The sequence below is a fragment of the Actinomadura alba genome (assembly GCF_014323705.1).
Classification (GTDB): domain Bacteria; phylum Actinomycetota; class Actinomycetes; order Streptosporangiales; family Streptosporangiaceae; genus Actinomadura_C; species Actinomadura_C alba.
Window position 1 is genome coordinate 47,777 of record NZ_JABVEC010000032.1, and the last position, 15,972, is coordinate 63,748.

A 15,972-nucleotide genomic window follows, 5' to 3' on the forward strand; every position below is an offset into this window, starting at 1 on the left:
GGCGTAGTAAGATCAACGGCATACCGAATACACCCGGGAGGCTTCGCCGCCATGCCGACTTCCCCGCCGGTGTCCCGCCATCGGTCGATCGGAACGAAGCTTGTTTCTCTCCTCGCCCTGCCGCTGGTCGCGTTGCTGGCGCTGTGGATTTTTTCTGCCACCATAACCCTCGGTGCGGCATTGCAGTTGACGCACTCCAAAACGCTCGACGAAAAGCTTCTGCGTCCCACTCAATCGCTCATCGAGGCGGTGCAGCGGGAAAGGCGCCTGTCCATCGAGTACCTCGCCCGCGACGCCGCCGTGAACCGGGCGGCGTTCGGTGGCCCCCGTGCCCAGACGGATCGGGCGAGAGAGGCCTTCCGGCGCTCGGTGGCGGACGACGGCCTCAGGGGCGTCATCGAGTGGGACACGACGCAGCGGGCCGACGGCCTGGTGGCGAAGCTCGGCGCGATCGACGCGCTGCGCCGGTCGGTCGACAGCCGCACGGTCGACCGGCGGCGGGTGCTCGACGAGTTCAGCGCACTGGTCGACAGTGCACTCGGCATCTACGCCCGGGTCGATCCGAAGGACGGCCGGATCGCGAGGGACGGGCGGACATTGACCACGTGGGGCATGGTGCAGGAGCTGCTGTCCCGTGAGGACGCGCTGCTCACCGGGGTGCTCACGGCCGGCCGCTACACCGCCGCGGAACGCGAGCAGTTCGCCCGGCTGGTCGCGCAGCAGCGCTACACCTTCGCCAACAGCGAGCCCTATCTGCAGCCGGGTGACCTGGCCCGCTTCAGGGAGTTCAACTCCGCTCCGGAGGTGATCCGGTTCCGCGCCCTCGAGGACCGGATGTCACATGAGGGGGCCCGGCCGTCGGTGGACGCGCGTACCTGGCACACCTCGGCGGCACAGGTCAGCACGAAGTTGTGGGGACTCGGGATGGCCGCGGTCAAGGATCTGACCGACCGCGCGGAGGGCTATGCCGTCGTGGTCCTCGCCCGTCTCGCGCTCACCGGGGGGCTGGGCTTCGTCGCGATCGTGGTCTCGCTCATCGTCTCGTTCCGGGTCGGCCGAAGGCTGATGCGGGAGTTCCGCGGCCTGGTCCGAGCGGTCAATCACTTCAGCGACAAACGGCTCCCCGAGGTGGCCGAGCGCGCCCGGCGAGGCGAGGACGTCGATCCGGACTTCGACGCGCCCGACCTCACCTTCGCGATCTCGGAGGCCGAGGAGCTCAACCACGCGTTCGTGAAGTCCCGAAGGGCGGTGGTCGGCGCCGCGGTCAACGAAGCGGCGGTCCACCGGGCGGTGAGCGAGGTCTTCGTGAACCTCGCCCGGCGCAACCAGGTGCTCTTGCAGCGTCAGCTGAAGCTGCTCGACGCGATGGAGCGGCGGTCGGACGATCCGGCCGAGCTGGCCGACCTGTTCAAGCTCGACCACCTCTCCACCCGGATGCGGCGCCACGCCGAGGGCCTGGTGATCCTGTCGGGTAAGCCGGCGGGCCGTGCGTGGCGCCGGCCCGTACCGCTGGTGGACGTGCTGCGCGGCGCGGCCGCCGAGGTCGAGGACTACCCGCGGGTCAAGGTGCTGCCTTCCGAGCCGGCCGCGCTGGCCGGAGCGGCCGTCGCCGACACCATCCACTTGCTCGCCGAGCTGATAGAGAACGCCACGCTGTACTCGCCACCCACCACCCCGGTCCAGGTCAGGGGGCACCGGGTGCCGAAGGGTTACGCCGTCGAGATCGAGGACCGGGGGCTCGGGCTCGACGCCGACATGCTCGACCTGCTGAACCGGCGGCTCGCGGAACCGCCGGAGTTCGACCTCTCGGAGATCGCCCGGCTCGGCCTGCTGGTGGTCGGCCGGCTCGCCCAGCGGCACGACATCGACGTGACCCTCCGCGCTTCGCCGTACGGCGGCACGATGGCCATCGTCCTCATCCCGGCCACCGTGATCGAGGACCTGCCGGAACCGGAGACCGCCGCACCGGCGGCCGCGGCCTCGCGCGGCTTTGTGAAGGCCGCGAACGCCGACACCGACGCGGACGCGAACCGGGCAGAGCCCGGCGGTGCGGGTGAGTTGCCGCGCCGTCGGCGGCAGGCCAGCCTGGCCCCCCGGCTCCGGGCGGAGCCCGCCGCCGACGGGGCGGAGCCCGAGCCGGCCGCACCGGAGCCGGAGGCCGACCGGCCTCCTGAAGTCGTACGCAGCAGGATGACCGCCATGCAGCGGGGATGGCGGCGCGGGCGGATGGATGCCGACCCGTCCGACGACCCCGCGGGACCGTCGCCACGACCGGGTACAGAGGAGAACGGCTGATGGTTGAAGCAGTTTCAACAGGTGAGCTCAACTGGCTGCTCGACGGCCTGGTCAAACGGGTGACGGAGGTGCGTCACGCGGCGGTGCTGTCGAGCGACGGTCTTCGGATCGCCTCGTCCGGCGGCCTCGGCAGATCCGAGTCCGAGCATCTGGCCGCGGTGGCGGCCAGCTTCCAGAGCCTGGCCAGGGGTGCCGGACGGGAGTTCGGCGGCGGTGCGGTCCGGCAGACCATCGTCGAGATGGAGAACGCGTTCCTGTTCGTGACGGCGGCCGGCCAAGGAGCGTGCATGGCCGTGCTGGCCGACGCCGAAGCCGATGTCGGAGTCATCGCCTACGAGATGGCCATGCTCGTCACCAGGGTCGGGGCACACATGGCGACGACGCCCCGGCCCGCCTCGGCCGACCGTCATGACTGACCGGCCCCCGTCCGAGGGGGCCGACTTCGGCGAGGGCTGGCTCGACGACGAGGCGGGCCCGGTCGTGCCCGCCTTCGCGCTCACCGGAGGCCGGACCCACAGCGGACATGGCGAACTCGACCTCGTCAGCGTCGTCGCGACCGCCGAGACGCGTCCGGTGTCGCCGAGCGGCGGCCTCGCCTTCGGCCGGACGCCGGTGCTCGGACCGGAACATGAGATGATCTTGGTACTTGCCCGAAACCCGCTCTCGGTCGCAGAGGTCGCCTCCGACCTCGACCTCGCTCTAGGCGTGGTACGGATCTTGCTGGGAGACCTGCTCGATTACGGTCTGATCCAGGTCCGGCAGCCGACGCGGGTCGCCCAGTTCCCCAGCGAGCGTGTACTCAAGGATGTGATCAATGGACTCCGGGCGCTCTGACACGACGGATCCGTCCCTGGCTGTCAAGATCGTGGTCGCCGGAGGGTTCGGTGTCGGAAAGACGACGTTGGTGGGCTCGGTCAGCGAGATCCGCCCGTTGCGCACCGACGAGGACCTCACCGAGAAGAGCGTGGGCATCGACGACCTGTCGCTGGTGCAGAGCAAGACCACCACGACGGTGGCCATGGACTTCGGCCGCATCACCCTTCGTACCGGCTTGGTCTTGTACCTCTTCGGCACCCCGGGTCAGGACCGATTCTGGTTCATGTGGGACGAGCTCTCGCAGGGGGCGCTCGGCGCGGTGGTGCTGGTCGACACCCGGCGCCTCGCCGACTGCTTCGCGTCCGTGGACTACTTCGAACGGCGCAACGTCCCGTTCATCGTCGGGATCAACCGGTTCGACGCCGCCTCCGGGCACTCGACCGAAGCGGTCAGGGCCGCCCTGGACCTGGGCCCCGACGTACCGGTGATCACATGCGACGTACGGGACAGGGAGTCCGGCAAGCAGGTGCTCATCACTCTCGTCGAGCACGTTCTCACCTCGATGTCCGGCCGCCGCGACACCGTGCCCGGCTGAGGCCCGGCTGAGCCCCCGCGGCCCCGTGGTCAGGTCGTCTTACACCGGGGCGCGGCTAGGTTTGTCCACGAAGAGATGAAAGTTTGAGAGATCTTAGAGAAAGGTCTTCTCAAGACGGTCAAAGGTCGGTACTTTCACGCCAGGCACCATGAAGGGAACGGCGTGAATGAAGATCCCCTGACCGGCAGACCGCTCCTTGTCATGAGCGGCATCGTCAAGGCGTTTCCGGGTGTGCGGGCCCTGGACGGCGTCGACCTGGAAGTGACCGCCGGTGAGGTGCACTGCCTGCTCGGCCAGAACGGTGCCGGCAAGTCGACCTTGATCAAGGTCCTGTCGGGGGCGCATCAGCCGGACGACGGGGAGGTGCGGCTCGACGGCGAGACCGTACGGCTGGCCAACCCGACCGCGGCGATGCGCCAGGGGATCGCCACCATCTACCAGGAGCTGGATCTGGTCGACGGCCTGACGGTCGCCGACAACATCTTCCTCGGGCACGAGCACGCGACCTACGGCTTCAGCCGCAGGTCCGAGATGAACCGGGCGGCCAGGGAACTGCTCGGCCGGCTCGGTCACCCCGAGATCTCGCCGACGGTAGAGGTCGGGCGGTTGCCGGCCGCCCGCAAGCAGGTCGTCAGCATGGCGCGGGCGCTGTCCCACGAGGCTCGGCTGATCGTGATGGACGAGCCGTCGGCGGCCCTCGCCCACGACGAGGTGGACAACCTCTTCAGGATCATCCGTGAGCTGGCCTCGGCCGGGGTCGGCGTCATCTACATCTCGCACCGGCTCGCCGAGATCCGCGAGATCGGCGACCGGGTCACCGTGCTCAAGGACGGCCGTACGGTGGCGGTCGGCCTGCCGGCCAAGGACACGCCCACCGCCAAGATCGTGTCACTGATGACCGGGCGGACGGTCGAGTACGTGTTCCCCGATCGTCCCGAGGCCCGGGCCGACCGGCCGGAGGTGCTGCGGGTCGAGGGACTCACCCTGCCCGGAGCGTTCGAGGACGTCAGCTTCAGCGTGCGGGCCGGCGAGATCGTCGGGCTGGCGGGGCTGGTCGGCTCCGGCCGCTCCGAGATCCTGGAGACCATCTACGGGGCGCGCAAGCCGTCCACCGGCCGGGTCCTGCTCGACGGCCGACCCGTGCGACCGGGCAGCACCAGCGCCGCCGTACGGCGTGGCATGGGCCTGGCCCCGGAGGAGCGCAAAAGCCAGGCGCTGCTGCTGAACGACAGCGTGGCCGGCAACATCAGCCTGGCCGGAATGAGCCGGTACGCGTCCTTCGGCTGGATGGACCGGAGCCGGGAGCTGGCCGAGGCGCAGGAGCAGGTCAAGGCCCTCGACATCCGGCCGCCCGATCCGCGGCGCCCGGTCAAGACGCTCTCCGGAGGCAACCAGCAGAAGGCGGTGCTCGCCCGCTGGCTGGTCAACGGACGCAAGCTGCTGCTCCTCGACGAGCCCACCCGCGGTGTGGACGTCGGGGCCCGCGTCGAGTTGTACGCGGTGATCCGCCGGCTCGCCGACGAGGGCATCGCGGTGCTGCTCGTGTCGAGCGAAGTACCCGAGGTACTCGGGCTCGCCGACCGTGTCCTCGTGGTCCGCGAGGGCCACCTCATCCACGAGGCGCCCGCTCCCGAACTGGACGAGAGCGACGTACTCCACATGATCATGGAAGGGAGCCCGCGTTGACCTCTCCGGCCTCGAAGACCGAAGATTCCCCGTCCGCGCCCGGGTCCGCGGCGACAAAGCGACGGGAGAGCCTGCCGGTCTTCGCACGCGTGAGGGACGCCCGGCACCTCGGCCTGCTCTTGGCGCTGGCGCTGCTGGTGCTGATCGGCCTGGTGACCAAGCCGGAGAACTTCGCCACCTCCAGCAACCTCGTCGGCATCCTGGCGCTCGCCGCCACCATCGGCGTCATCACCGTGGGCATGACCTTCGTGATCACCGGTGGCGGCATCGACCTCTCGGTCGGCGCGTCGATGGCGCTGGCCTCGGTATGGGCCACCACGCTGGACACCCAGGCGCTCGGCCCGGTCGCCATGGTGGCGTGCGCGATCCTGGTCGGCGCAGGGGTCGGTTTCGTGAACGGCGCCCTGATCTCCTACGGCCGGATCGTGCCGTTCATCGCCACGCTCGCGATGCTCGTGGCGGCGCGGGGCCTCGCCCAGCGCATGTCCGACCGCAAGACCCAGCTCATCAGGCCGGAGAACAACGAGATCGAGGCGCTGTCCACGACCCGGGTCCTCGGCCTGCCGCTCGTGGTGTTCATCTTCGCCGCGGTGGCTGTGGTCGGCTGGCTTCTGCTCAACCGCACGACGTTCGGCCGCCGTACGTTCGCGGTCGGCGGCAACCCTGAGGCGGCACGGCTGGCCGGCATCGACGTCCGGCGGCACACACTGCTCCTGTACACGCTCTCGGGGGTGTGCTGTGGCATCGCCGCCATCATCATCATGGCGCGGACGACGACGGGCTCCAGTACCCACGGCGACCTCTACGAACTCGACGCGATCGCCGCGGTGATCATCGGTGGCACGCTGCTGACCGGTGGCCGCGGCACCCTCTTCGGGTCGATCCTCGGTGTCCTCATCTTCACGGTCATCACCAACCTGTTCATCCTGAACGGTCTGGAGACCAGCGACCAGCTCATCGCCAAGGGAGTGATCATCGTCATCGCCGTGCTCCTGCAGCGGCGCAATCTCGAATCGTCCACCTAGCACCTTCAATCCCCGCGACTCCCGCCCCCGCCGGGATCCACATAGGACCAGCTCGCAGGGCCAGAGGAGCGGCGCCCGACGCGCCGGTCCCCGGGCCGATGCGTCCCACCCCGAACCTTCCTCTCAAGGAGTACGACATGACACAGAGCCTCAACCGCCGGGGCCTGCTCATCGGCGGAGCGGTGGTCGGCGCCGGCGCGCTCGCCGCGGCGTGCACGGGCAACGACCCCGAGGAGAGCACCCCCTCGCAGCAGTCGGTCGCCGCCGGCGGTGACAACGACAAGGCGGGCAAGCAGGTCACCATCGGCTTCTCCGCCCCCGCCGCCGACCACGGCTGGATCGCGGCCATCGCGAAGAACGCCGCGGCGCAGGCCAAGCAGTACTCCGACGTGACGTTCCGCGCGGTCGAGCCGACCAACGACATCAACCAGCAGATCGCGGCCGTGGACTCGCTGATCTCGGCGAAGGTCGGCGCTCTGGTCCTGCTGCCGAACGACGGCGAACAGCTCAACCAGGTCGCCCGCAAGGCCATGGACGCGGGCATTCCGGTGGTGAACCTGGACCGGGTCTTCCCCGACAAGCTGTCGTACCGCACGTGGGTCGGGGGCGACAACTACGGCCTGGGCGTCGCCGCGGGCGACTACATCGGCACCAAGCTCAAGAGCAAGGGTGTGTCCAACCCGGTCATCGTGGAGATCCAGGGGATCGCCACGCTGCCGCTCACCCAGGACCGCAGCAAGGGCTTCGCCGACGCGCTCAAGACCTACGGCTTCAGCGTGACCGCCAAGCAGGACGCCAAGTTCACCGTCGAGACCGGTAACCAGGTGGCCAGCAACCTGCTCCAGGCGCACAAGAAGATCGACGCACTCTGGAACCACGACGACGACCAGGGCGTCGGCGTGCTCGCCGCGATCAAGCAGGCCAACCGCAAGGAGTTCTTCATGGTCGGAGGCGCCGGATCGGCCAACGCCATGCGGGAGATCAAGGCCGGCGGCCTGCTCGAGGCGACCGTGACCTACAGCCCGACGATGGCCTCGTCGGCCATCAAGCTCGCCCGGCTCATCGCCCAGGGCAAGGGCATGACCGACCTGGTCGAGCGGCAGGTGCCGCAGTCGATCACCCTGGCATCCGAGACGGTGACCAAGGAGAACGTCGACCAGTACATGCCACTGGGCTTCGAGTCCTGACCGCGAACGACAGGGGGAATTCCATGCCTGACCACCAGAAGCCCGCGCTCGGAGTCGGCGTGGTGGGCTACGCCTTCATGGGGCGGGCTCACTCGCAGGCTTGGCGGAACGTCGGCGCTTTCTTCGATCTGCCGTACCGGCCGGTGATGGCCGCGCTCGTCGGCCGCAGCCGGCCAGCGGTGGACGAGGCCGCGGCCCGGATGGGCTGGGCGTCGGTGGAGACGGACTGGAAGGCCCTCCTGCGCCGCGACGACGTGCAGGTCATCGATGTGTGCACGCCAGGGGACTCCCACGCCGAGATCGCGGTCGCCGCGCTCGAGGCGGGCAAGCACGTGCTGTGCGAGAAGCCCCTGGCGAACACGGTGGCCGAGGCGGAGGCGATGGCCGCCGCCGCCGCACAGGCGCGCGAGCGCGGAGTGCGCTCGATGGTGGCCTTCAACTACCGGCGGGTGCCCGCGGTCGCGCTCGCCCACCGGATGGTCGCCGAGGGCCGGCTCGGACAGATCCGGCACGTACGTGCGCAGTATCTGCAGGACTGGATCGCCGACCCCGAGTTCCCGCTCGTATGGCGGCTCCAGCGGGACAAGGCGGGGTCCGGTGCGCTCGGGGACATCGGCGCGCACATCATCGACGTCGCGCAGTTCGTCACCGGCGACCGCCTCGTCGGGGTCTCGGCGCTCACCGAGACGTTCGTCAAGGAACGGCCGCTGGCCGAGGCCTCCGCCGGCCTGGCCGCCGGCGGCTCGGCCACCGCGCGCGGCGAGGTGAGCGTGGACGACGCCGCGCTGTTCATCGGCCGTCTCGACGGCGGCGGGCTCGCGTCCTTCGAGGCCACCCGGTTCGCCACCGGGCGCAAGAACTCCCTGCGCCTGGAGGTCAACGGCTCGGCGGGCAGCCTGGCCTTCGACTTCGAGGCGATGAACGAACTCTGGTTCCACGACAACACGGTGGACCCGGACACCGCCGGCTTCCGCCGGATCCTCGTCACCGAGCCGACCCATCCGTACGCGGGGGCGTGGTGGCCGCCCGGCCACGCGCTCGGTTACGAGCACGCCTTCACCCACGAGGTCGCCGACTTCACGACCGCCATCGCCGACGGTACCGACCCCGCACCGTCGTTCGCCGACGGGCTACAGGTCCAGCGGGTCCTCGCGGCGGTCGAGGAGAGCGCCGCGGGCGGCAGCGGCTGGACGGCGATCCAGACCACGGAGGCCGTCTGACCGCACCCGCCTGACCATATGCCTGCTCACCCCACCCCCATCCTGATCACAGCCGACAGGAGGAGCAGCAGATGTCCACGCGCCACAAGAACAGGCTGATCTCACTGGCCGCCGGAGCCGCGCTGGTCGCCACGCTCACCCCCGGAGCGGGCGTGGCGACCGCGGAGGCGGAGCCGCCCCGGGTCCTCGTCTTCGCCAAGACGGCCGGGTACCGGCACGCCTCGATCACGACCGGCGTCCAGGCGCTCGAGGAGCTCGGAGAAGGGGCCGGCCTGGCCGTCGACGCCACCGAGGACGCGGGCGCCTTCACCCCGGAGAACCTGGGCCGGTACCGGGCCGTGGTGTTCCTCAGCACCACCGGTGACGTGCTCGACGCGGGCCAGCAAGCGGCGTTCGAGTCGTACATCTCCGCGGGCGGCGGCTACGCGGGCGTGCACGCCGCCTCCGACACCGAGTACGACTGGCCGTGGTACGGCGGGCTGGTCGGCGCGTACTTCAAGGGCCATCCCGCCATCCAGCCCGCGGTGGTCAGGGTGGCCGACCGGGCACACGCGTCGACGGCCCACCTCGGGCCGGAGTGGCCCCGCACCGACGAGTGGTACAACTACCGCACCAACCCGCGCGAGCGCGTGCACGTGCTGGCCGCGCTGGACGAGAGCACCTATTCCGGCGGCGACATGGGCGACCATCCGATCGCGTGGTGCCACGACTACGCCGGCGGCCGCTCGTGGTACACCGGCGGCGGCCATACCCATGAGTCCTACGCGGAACCGGCGTTCCGCGCCCACCTGCTCGGCGGGCTGCGCTACGCGGCCGGACTCGTCCAGGCCGACTGCCGGCCCGAGAGCGGCTACACGCCGCTGTTCGACGGGACCGGCACCGAGGGCTGGCGGCAGGCCGGGCCGGGCGGGTTCACGCTGGCCGACGGCACCCTCACCTCCTACGACGGACTCGGGATGCTGTGGTACGCCGCCAGGGAGTTCCGGTCCTACTCGCTCAAACTGGACTGGCGGGTCGCCGGTGACGACAACTCCGGGATCTTCATCGGCTTCCCGGCGAGCGACGACCCCTGGTCGGCGGTGAACAACGGTTACGAGGTGCAGATCGACGCCACGGACGCCCCGGACCGGACCACCGGTTCGGTCTACGGTTTCCAGGCCGCCGACATCGCGGCCAGGGACGCCGCACTCAACCCGCCGGGCGAATGGAACACCTTCGAGCTGAAGGTCCGCGGCGAACGGCTCAAGGTCTACCTCAACGGCGTAAAGATCAACGACTTCACGAACCGGGATCCGGCGCGCAGCCTGCTGCAAGGCCATGTCGGGATCCAGAACCACGGAACCGGCGACGACGTCTCCTTCCGCAACATCCGGATCAAGGAATCGCCGGCCCGGAAGAAGGATCTGGTGGCCCGGAAGTAGAAGCCGGTGCGGCGAGGCAGAGCCGTCGCACCTGAGCCCTGGTACCGGAACGGAGCCCGAATCCCCGCCAGGTCGGGCCCCGTTCCGTCCGGTGACCAGGCACCGGGATCACCACCGAGAGGAGGACACGAACCGATTCAAGATGTTCAGTCCCTGCACCCCTGACGGTGAGGAGAACACCCCTCGTGTTCAGCTCCACCCCATCGAACGCACAGCGCAGACCCATAGTTCCGCGTCGGCTCATGGCCACCGTGATCGCCGTCATGACGGCGGTCGCCGGGCTCGCCGCCGTTCCCACCGCCGCGCAGGCGGCACCCGATGACCACTTCTACCCCTACTCCCTGGCGCAGGGCCCGGCCGAGGTCGGCGAGACCATCTCGTTCGAACCCCTGCCCGACGGCTCGGTGCTGCACACCGCCCGTGAGGGGGTGCTGCGGATCACCGACTACAACGGCCGTACGAAGGTCGCCGGCCAGCTCAGCGTCTACACCCATGACGAGGAGGGGTTGCAGGGCGTGGCGGTCGACCCCGGCTTCACCCAGAACCGGTGGGTCTATCTTCTCTATGCGCCCCGGCTCTCCACCCCGACCAACGACGCGCCCTTCGAGGGCACCGCGGCGGACTTCGCCCCCTACGAGGGCCACAACCAGCTCTCCCGGTTCAAGCTGAGCGCCACCGGCGACCTTGACCTGGCCAGCGAGCAGAAGATCATGCAGGTCCTGGCGACCCGGGGTATCTGCTGCCATATCGGCGGCGACATCGAGTTCGACGCCCAGGGAAACCTGCTGCTCGCCACCGGTGACGACACCAACCCGTTCCAGTCCGACGGCTACACCCCGACCGACGAGCGGGCGAACCGCAACCCGGCGTTTGACGCGCAGCGGACGTCGGCGAACTCCAATGACCTGCGTGGCAAGCTGCTGCGGATCAAGGTAGGCGACGACGGATCGTACACGATCCCGGACGGCAACATGTTCCCACCGGGCACCCCCAAGACCCGGCCGGAGATCTACGCCATGGGCTTCCGCAACCCGTACAAGATCTCCGTGGACAAGCAGAGCGGCGCCGTCTACCTCGGCGACTACGGCCCCGATGTGGGCGACAACGCCGATCCGGCGCGTGGCCCGAAGGGCCAGGTGGAGTTCGACAGGGTGACTGCCCCGGGCTTCTACGGGTGGCCGTACTGCACCGGCGCCAACACGCCGGCCGACACCTACGGCGAGCGCGACTTCGCCACCGGCATCACGGGTGCGAAGTACGACTGTCAGAACGGGCCGGTGAACGACTCGCCGCACAACACCGGCATCACCCAGCTGCCCAAGCCGGTGCCGGCGTGGATCCGCTACAGCGGCTGCGACAACCCCGACATGAACCCCGCCTCGGGCTGCTCGGGGTCGGAGTCGCCGATGATGGGGCCGGTCTACCACTACGACGCCGGCCTCAACTCGCAGGTCAAGTTCCCGGCCGAGTACGACGGTCAGGCGTTCCTCGGTGAGTTCGAACGCCGTTGGATCAAGAACGTCACGGTGAACGCCGACGGTTCGGCTGGCCCGGTGGCGAACTTCCCATGGCCGCTCAACTACAAGATCATGGATCTGGAGTTCGGGCCGGATGGCGCGCTGTACGTGCTGACGTACGCGGAGGGGTACTTCGCCAGCGACGATCATGCGGGCCTTTTCCGGATCGAGCACATCGGAGCGACTGGACGCCGGCCCGAGGCCAGGGCCGCGGCGAACGTCACCTCGGGCGGCCAGCCGCTCAAGGTGCAGTTCTCCTCGGAGGGCACGTACGACCCGGAGGGCACGGCGCTCACCTACAAGTGGGATTTCGGCGACGGGGAGACCTCGACCCAGCCGAACCCGCGGCACACCTACGGCAAGCGAGGGCAGTACAGCCCCACGCTCACCGTGACCGACGCCAGCGGTAAGGTCGCGACGGACAGCGTGGTGGTCACGGTGGGCAACACCGCCCCGACGGTCACCCTCGACCTGCCCAAGAACGGGCAGTTGTCCGACTACGGCGCGGCGGTGCCCTACAAGATCACGGTGCGGGATCCCGAGGACGGTCCCGTCGACTGCACCCGGGTCAAGCTCACCTACCTGCTGGGCCACGCGACGCACTCCCATGCGCTGGCGGAGCAGTACGGCTGTGAGGGCGTGCTGAAGACCCCCGGCGACGGTGACCACGGCGCGTCCGAGAACACCTATGGGGTCTGGGCCGCCGAGTACACCGACAACGGCGGGCGCAAGGGAGTCGTGCCGCTGAGGGGCACCGACCTCAACTCCACGCAGCCGAAGAACCGGCAGGCCGAGCACTACACCGCCCAGTCCGGCATCAGCCGGATCAACAAGGCCGGCGCGCACGGCGGCCAGACCGTCGGCAACGTGAACAACGGTGACTGGATCATGTTCGATCCGTACCTGCTCGACAACGCCGCCTCGTTCACGGCGCGCATCAGCTCCGGAGGTGCGGGAGGCACCCTCGAGCTGCGCACCGGATCTCCCACCGGAACGCTCATCGGCTCCGCCGCGGTGCCGAACACCGGTGGCTGGGAGAACTTCGCCAACGTGACCGGTGCCATCTCCGGTGCCCCCTCCGAGGCAGACAAGCTCTACCTGGTCTTCAAGGGCGGCTCCGGATCGCTGTTCGACGTCGACGATTTCAGCTTCACCACCACCTGAGCCGAGTGGTGGCTCCGCCCGGTCCCCACCCCCCGGGCGGAGCCACCCTCGTGGCTCGAGCCCCACGCACGGTCCGCACTCTCGAGCGGTCCGGCGTGGCGAACCACCAAGCCATACCTCGCCGACCTGTGAGGAAAGGGAACCCCCTATGAGTGATCTCCAGCGACGTACGCTGCTCCGCGCCGCGGCACTGACGGCCATGGGCCTCGGCGCCGCCGTGGCCGCGCCCGGCACCGCCTCCGCCTCCGCCTCCGCCGACACCGGCGACGGGCGTGTGAACGGGCGCGTACCGCGTGGCGCCATCAGCATCCAGCTCTACTCGCTGCGCGACATGCTCACCGCCGACCTCGAAGTGACCCTCGCCGCTCTGGCGCAGATCGGATATCGCAAGGTCGAGATGGCCGGGACCTACGGGCGCACCGCCGTACAGTTCCGCGCCATTCTCGACCGGCACGACCTGCACGCGACCTCGACCCATGTCGGAGTGAACGCCAACTGGCAGGCCAGCCTCGACGACGCGCTGACGCTCGGGAACCGGTTCATCGTCCACCCGTGGGCCAACTACGCGACCGCCGACGAGTGGCGCCGCTTCGCCGACGAGCTCGAGTCGGCGGGCGCGGCGGCGCGTGCGGCCGGGCTGCGGTTCGGCTATCACAACCACGCGCACGAGTTCGCGAGGCTGCCGACCGGTGAGCGGCCGTACGACATCATCACCGCCACCGACCCCAAGCTCGTGCACCTGGAGGTGGACCTCTACTGGGCGGTGACCGGCAGCGCCGACCCGGTCGCCCTCTTCGAGCAGCACGGGCGAAGGATCAAGCAGTTCCACGTTAAGGACCGGGCGGCCGACGGCTCCTTCGCCGACGTGGGCAAGGGCACCATCGACTTCCGGAGGATCTTCGCGAACGCGGATGAGACCGGAGTCCTGGAGTACATCGTGGAACGCGACAGCCAGCCGCACCCGGTCGACACCGCCCGGATCGGCTACGAGTACCTTCGCAAGGTGCGCTTCGGCCGCTGACCAGCGCGAACAACTGCAAGATCACGGCTGATGTGGAGTGACCCGCGTTATCCTCCCACGGAGAGTTCCACCTCCCCGTCGTGATCTTGCAGTTGTCCGCCCTGCGGGCCGGTATCAGGCGGAGTCGGCGGACCGGAAGGCCTCGATGGGGTGACGCACCCGGGCCGAGGTGTTGGTCGTGCCGCTGACGGCGTCGAGCATCGTACGGCCGAGGACCGCGTGCGCCTGGACGACCGGGTTCGTGCCCCCGTAGTTGCCGACGTCGCCCACCTGGTCGGCGAAGTAGGAGAAGACCAGCACGGGGGCGCCGGCGGTGTCGAAGATCACGCCCACCTCATGGCGGAGGTCCTCGTTCGCGCCGTACTTGATGCCGATCCGGGCGCGCTCGGCTGACGACATGTTGCGGCGCACGCCGTCGCAGTAGCCGACCTCCGACCAGCGCATGACCCTGAGCATCGCCGCGCTGGACGCCGCCGACAGCAGGGTCTGGTCGGCGAGGCCCTTCACGAGCGCGTGCATCTCCCGCGGCGTGGTGGTGCCCAGGAAGAAGCGGTTCGGGTTGCCCTCGACCGGCTCGACGCGCGTATGCGTGAAGCCCTTGGCGGCGAGGATCTCGTTGATCTCCGGCCCCGGCGCCACCCGGCCGCACATCCGCACGGCGGTGTTGTCGGACACCTGGAGCATCGCGACCAGGAAGTTCGCGATGGTGAGGTCGTCGCCGAAGGCGGCCTGCAGATGGTAGGTGCCGCTGCCGCCGAGGATGATGCTCGCGGGCAGGTCGAGTTTCTGGTCGAGACGAAGCAGACCCCTGTCGACCTTGTCGAAGACCGCGAGTGCGACGGCGAGTTTCTGCACGCTCGCGCCCTTGATCACGAAATCGACATCATCGGCGATTACATCGCGCCATGTCCCCCCGTCCTGTACCGCATTGACGTAGGAATGCCATCTTCCGCCGGCCTTCCTTTTCTGCGCGGCGTACACGGTCTTAAGGCCGGCCAGGCCGGGCGGGATTCGCTCGTCGGCGCTCGCGGGACTCACGAAAGGACCCAGCGGTCCCAGTGTGGCGGCACTCGCCGCCGCGGCCCCGCCCAGTCCGAGTACGGATCGTCGGTTGACGCGATGCCTCATCAGCTATCCCTTTCTCCCCATCAGCGGTCAATTTGTGTGACCTTAACAGAGACGCCGATAACAGCTGACTTGGTTCTGATTTCTGGATTTCGTGGTTCGGCGGAAATGCGGCTGGAGAAGGCCGCGCAGTGTAAGGCAGCGCGCTTGCGGGACGGTTGCGGCACGGGTCGCGTCCGCCGCATTCCGGCCGGTGCAGGTCATGACGGGATGGCGCGGAAGTCGGCGAAGTCGAAGCCCGGCGAGACCACGCAGCTGACGAGGACCTCCTCGTCACCCGCCGGCCTGGCTGCCTGCCAGGTGCCGGCCGGCACCAGGGCCTGAGGCCGCTCACCGGCGGCGAGGTCCGGCCCGAGCGTCATGACCTGCTCGGATCCGGGTGCCTCCCCACTGCCGCCGAGCGCGAGCGTCAGCGGTCCGCCGCGGTGCCACAACCAGAGTTCGTCCGAGCGCACCACGTGCCACATCGATTCCTCACCCGGCGGCAGCAGGAAATAGATGCCCGTGGCGCTCGCCCGCTCGCCGGGGTATCCGGCCGGCCGGAAGCGAGCGGGTGCCGCCCAGGTCTGCCGGAACCATCCGCCCTCGGGGTGCGGCAGCAGGTCGAGGGTCTCGGCGACGGCCGGCCGCTCCAGCAGTTCCGTGTGCCGCCCTTCGGGCCCGCGCCGCACGTACCTGACGCGGGCGACCTGCGAACGGTCGATCACGCCTGGCAGCGGGATGCGGATCGGCACCGGGTCGAGGGTGAGCGCGACGACCTGGCCTTCGTCGAACGCCTCGTCGGCGATGCCGAGGGCGTCGGCCTCGTCGGGAGCCCACGCCGACCTGTCACCGAGCACGAAGCGCGAGTCGGGGTCGGCCAACCATGCTTCGAGTGAGGTGAGCAGCAGCATGATCCGA

The 15,972-nt window shown here is 69.4% G+C and carries 13 protein-coding genes; 11 read left to right on the top strand and 2 right to left on the bottom strand.

Annotated features, from left to right (window positions below; genetic code table 11):
• The first annotated feature begins 51 nt into the window (after positions 1–51).
• From HKK74_RS30735 to HKK74_RS30785, 11 genes are all read left to right on the top strand, one after another.
• Positions 52–2,295, top strand: a complete 2,244-nt coding sequence (locus HKK74_RS30735; protein WP_187246892.1) for a sensor histidine kinase — start codon at positions 52–54, stop codon at positions 2,293–2,295.
• Positions 2,295–2,711, top strand: a complete 417-nt coding sequence (locus HKK74_RS30740; RefSeq protein WP_187246893.1) for a roadblock/LC7 domain-containing protein — start codon at positions 2,295–2,297, stop codon at positions 2,709–2,711. The genes HKK74_RS30735 and HKK74_RS30740 overlap by 1 nt, the downstream gene beginning before the upstream one ends.
• Entirely contained in the window at positions 2,704–3,129 is a 426-nt protein-coding gene (locus HKK74_RS30745) for a DUF742 domain-containing protein (protein ID WP_187246894.1), read from the top strand. The genes HKK74_RS30740 and HKK74_RS30745 overlap by 8 nt, the downstream gene beginning before the upstream one ends.
• Positions 3,110–3,706, top strand: coding sequence for a GTP-binding protein (locus tag HKK74_RS30750; RefSeq protein ID WP_187246895.1), 597 nt, complete (start codon positions 3,110–3,112; stop codon positions 3,704–3,706). Before HKK74_RS30745 ends, HKK74_RS30750 begins: the two co-directional genes overlap by 20 nt.
• Before the next feature lie 162 nt (positions 3,707–3,868).
• Complete coding sequence (locus tag HKK74_RS30755) at positions 3,869–5,392, top strand: sugar ABC transporter ATP-binding protein (protein ID WP_312881954.1); 1,524 nt, start codon at positions 3,869–3,871, stop codon at positions 5,390–5,392.
• Entirely contained in the window at positions 5,389–6,417 is a 1,029-nt protein-coding gene (locus HKK74_RS30760; protein WP_187246896.1) for an ABC transporter permease, read from the top strand. Before HKK74_RS30755 ends, HKK74_RS30760 begins: the two co-directional genes overlap by 4 nt.
• Positions 6,418–6,554: 137 nt before the next feature.
• Complete coding sequence (locus tag HKK74_RS30765) at positions 6,555–7,604, top strand: substrate-binding domain-containing protein (protein ID WP_187246897.1); 1,050 nt, start codon at positions 6,555–6,557, stop codon at positions 7,602–7,604.
• Between the two features lie 23 nt (positions 7,605–7,627).
• Entirely contained in the window at positions 7,628–8,824 is a 1,197-nt protein-coding gene (locus tag HKK74_RS30770) for a Gfo/Idh/MocA family protein (RefSeq protein WP_187246898.1), read from the top strand.
• 71 nt (positions 8,825–8,895) lie between these two features.
• Positions 8,896–10,245, top strand: a complete 1,350-nt coding sequence (locus tag HKK74_RS30775; RefSeq protein WP_187246899.1) for a ThuA domain-containing protein — start codon at positions 8,896–8,898, stop codon at positions 10,243–10,245.
• 242 nt (positions 10,246–10,487) lie between these two features.
• Positions 10,488–12,926 carry a PQQ-dependent sugar dehydrogenase gene (locus tag HKK74_RS30780; protein WP_187246900.1) on the top strand — a complete coding sequence of 813 codons (2,439 nt, stop codon included), beginning with the start codon at positions 10,488–10,490 and terminating at the stop codon, positions 12,924–12,926.
• A 148-nt stretch (positions 12,927–13,074) separates the two neighbouring features.
• Positions 13,075–13,947 carry a sugar phosphate isomerase/epimerase family protein gene (locus tag HKK74_RS30785; protein WP_187246901.1) on the top strand — a complete coding sequence of 291 codons (873 nt, stop codon included), beginning with the start codon at positions 13,075–13,077 and terminating at the stop codon, positions 13,945–13,947.
• Positions 13,948–14,061: 114 nt separating this feature from the next.
• On the opposite strand, the gene HKK74_RS30790 is transcribed toward HKK74_RS30785, so the two are convergent.
• Both HKK74_RS30790 and HKK74_RS30795 read right to left on the bottom strand, forming a co-directional pair.
• Entirely contained in the window at positions 14,062–15,075 is a 1,014-nt protein-coding gene (locus HKK74_RS30790) for a serine hydrolase (RefSeq protein ID WP_187246902.1), read from the bottom strand.
• 197 nt (positions 15,076–15,272) lie between these two features.
• On the bottom strand, positions 15,273–15,965 hold the full coding sequence (locus HKK74_RS30795) for a cupin domain-containing protein (protein ID WP_187246903.1): 693 nt from the start codon (positions 15,963–15,965) through the stop codon (positions 15,273–15,275).
• Positions 15,966–15,972 lie beyond the last annotated feature (7 nt).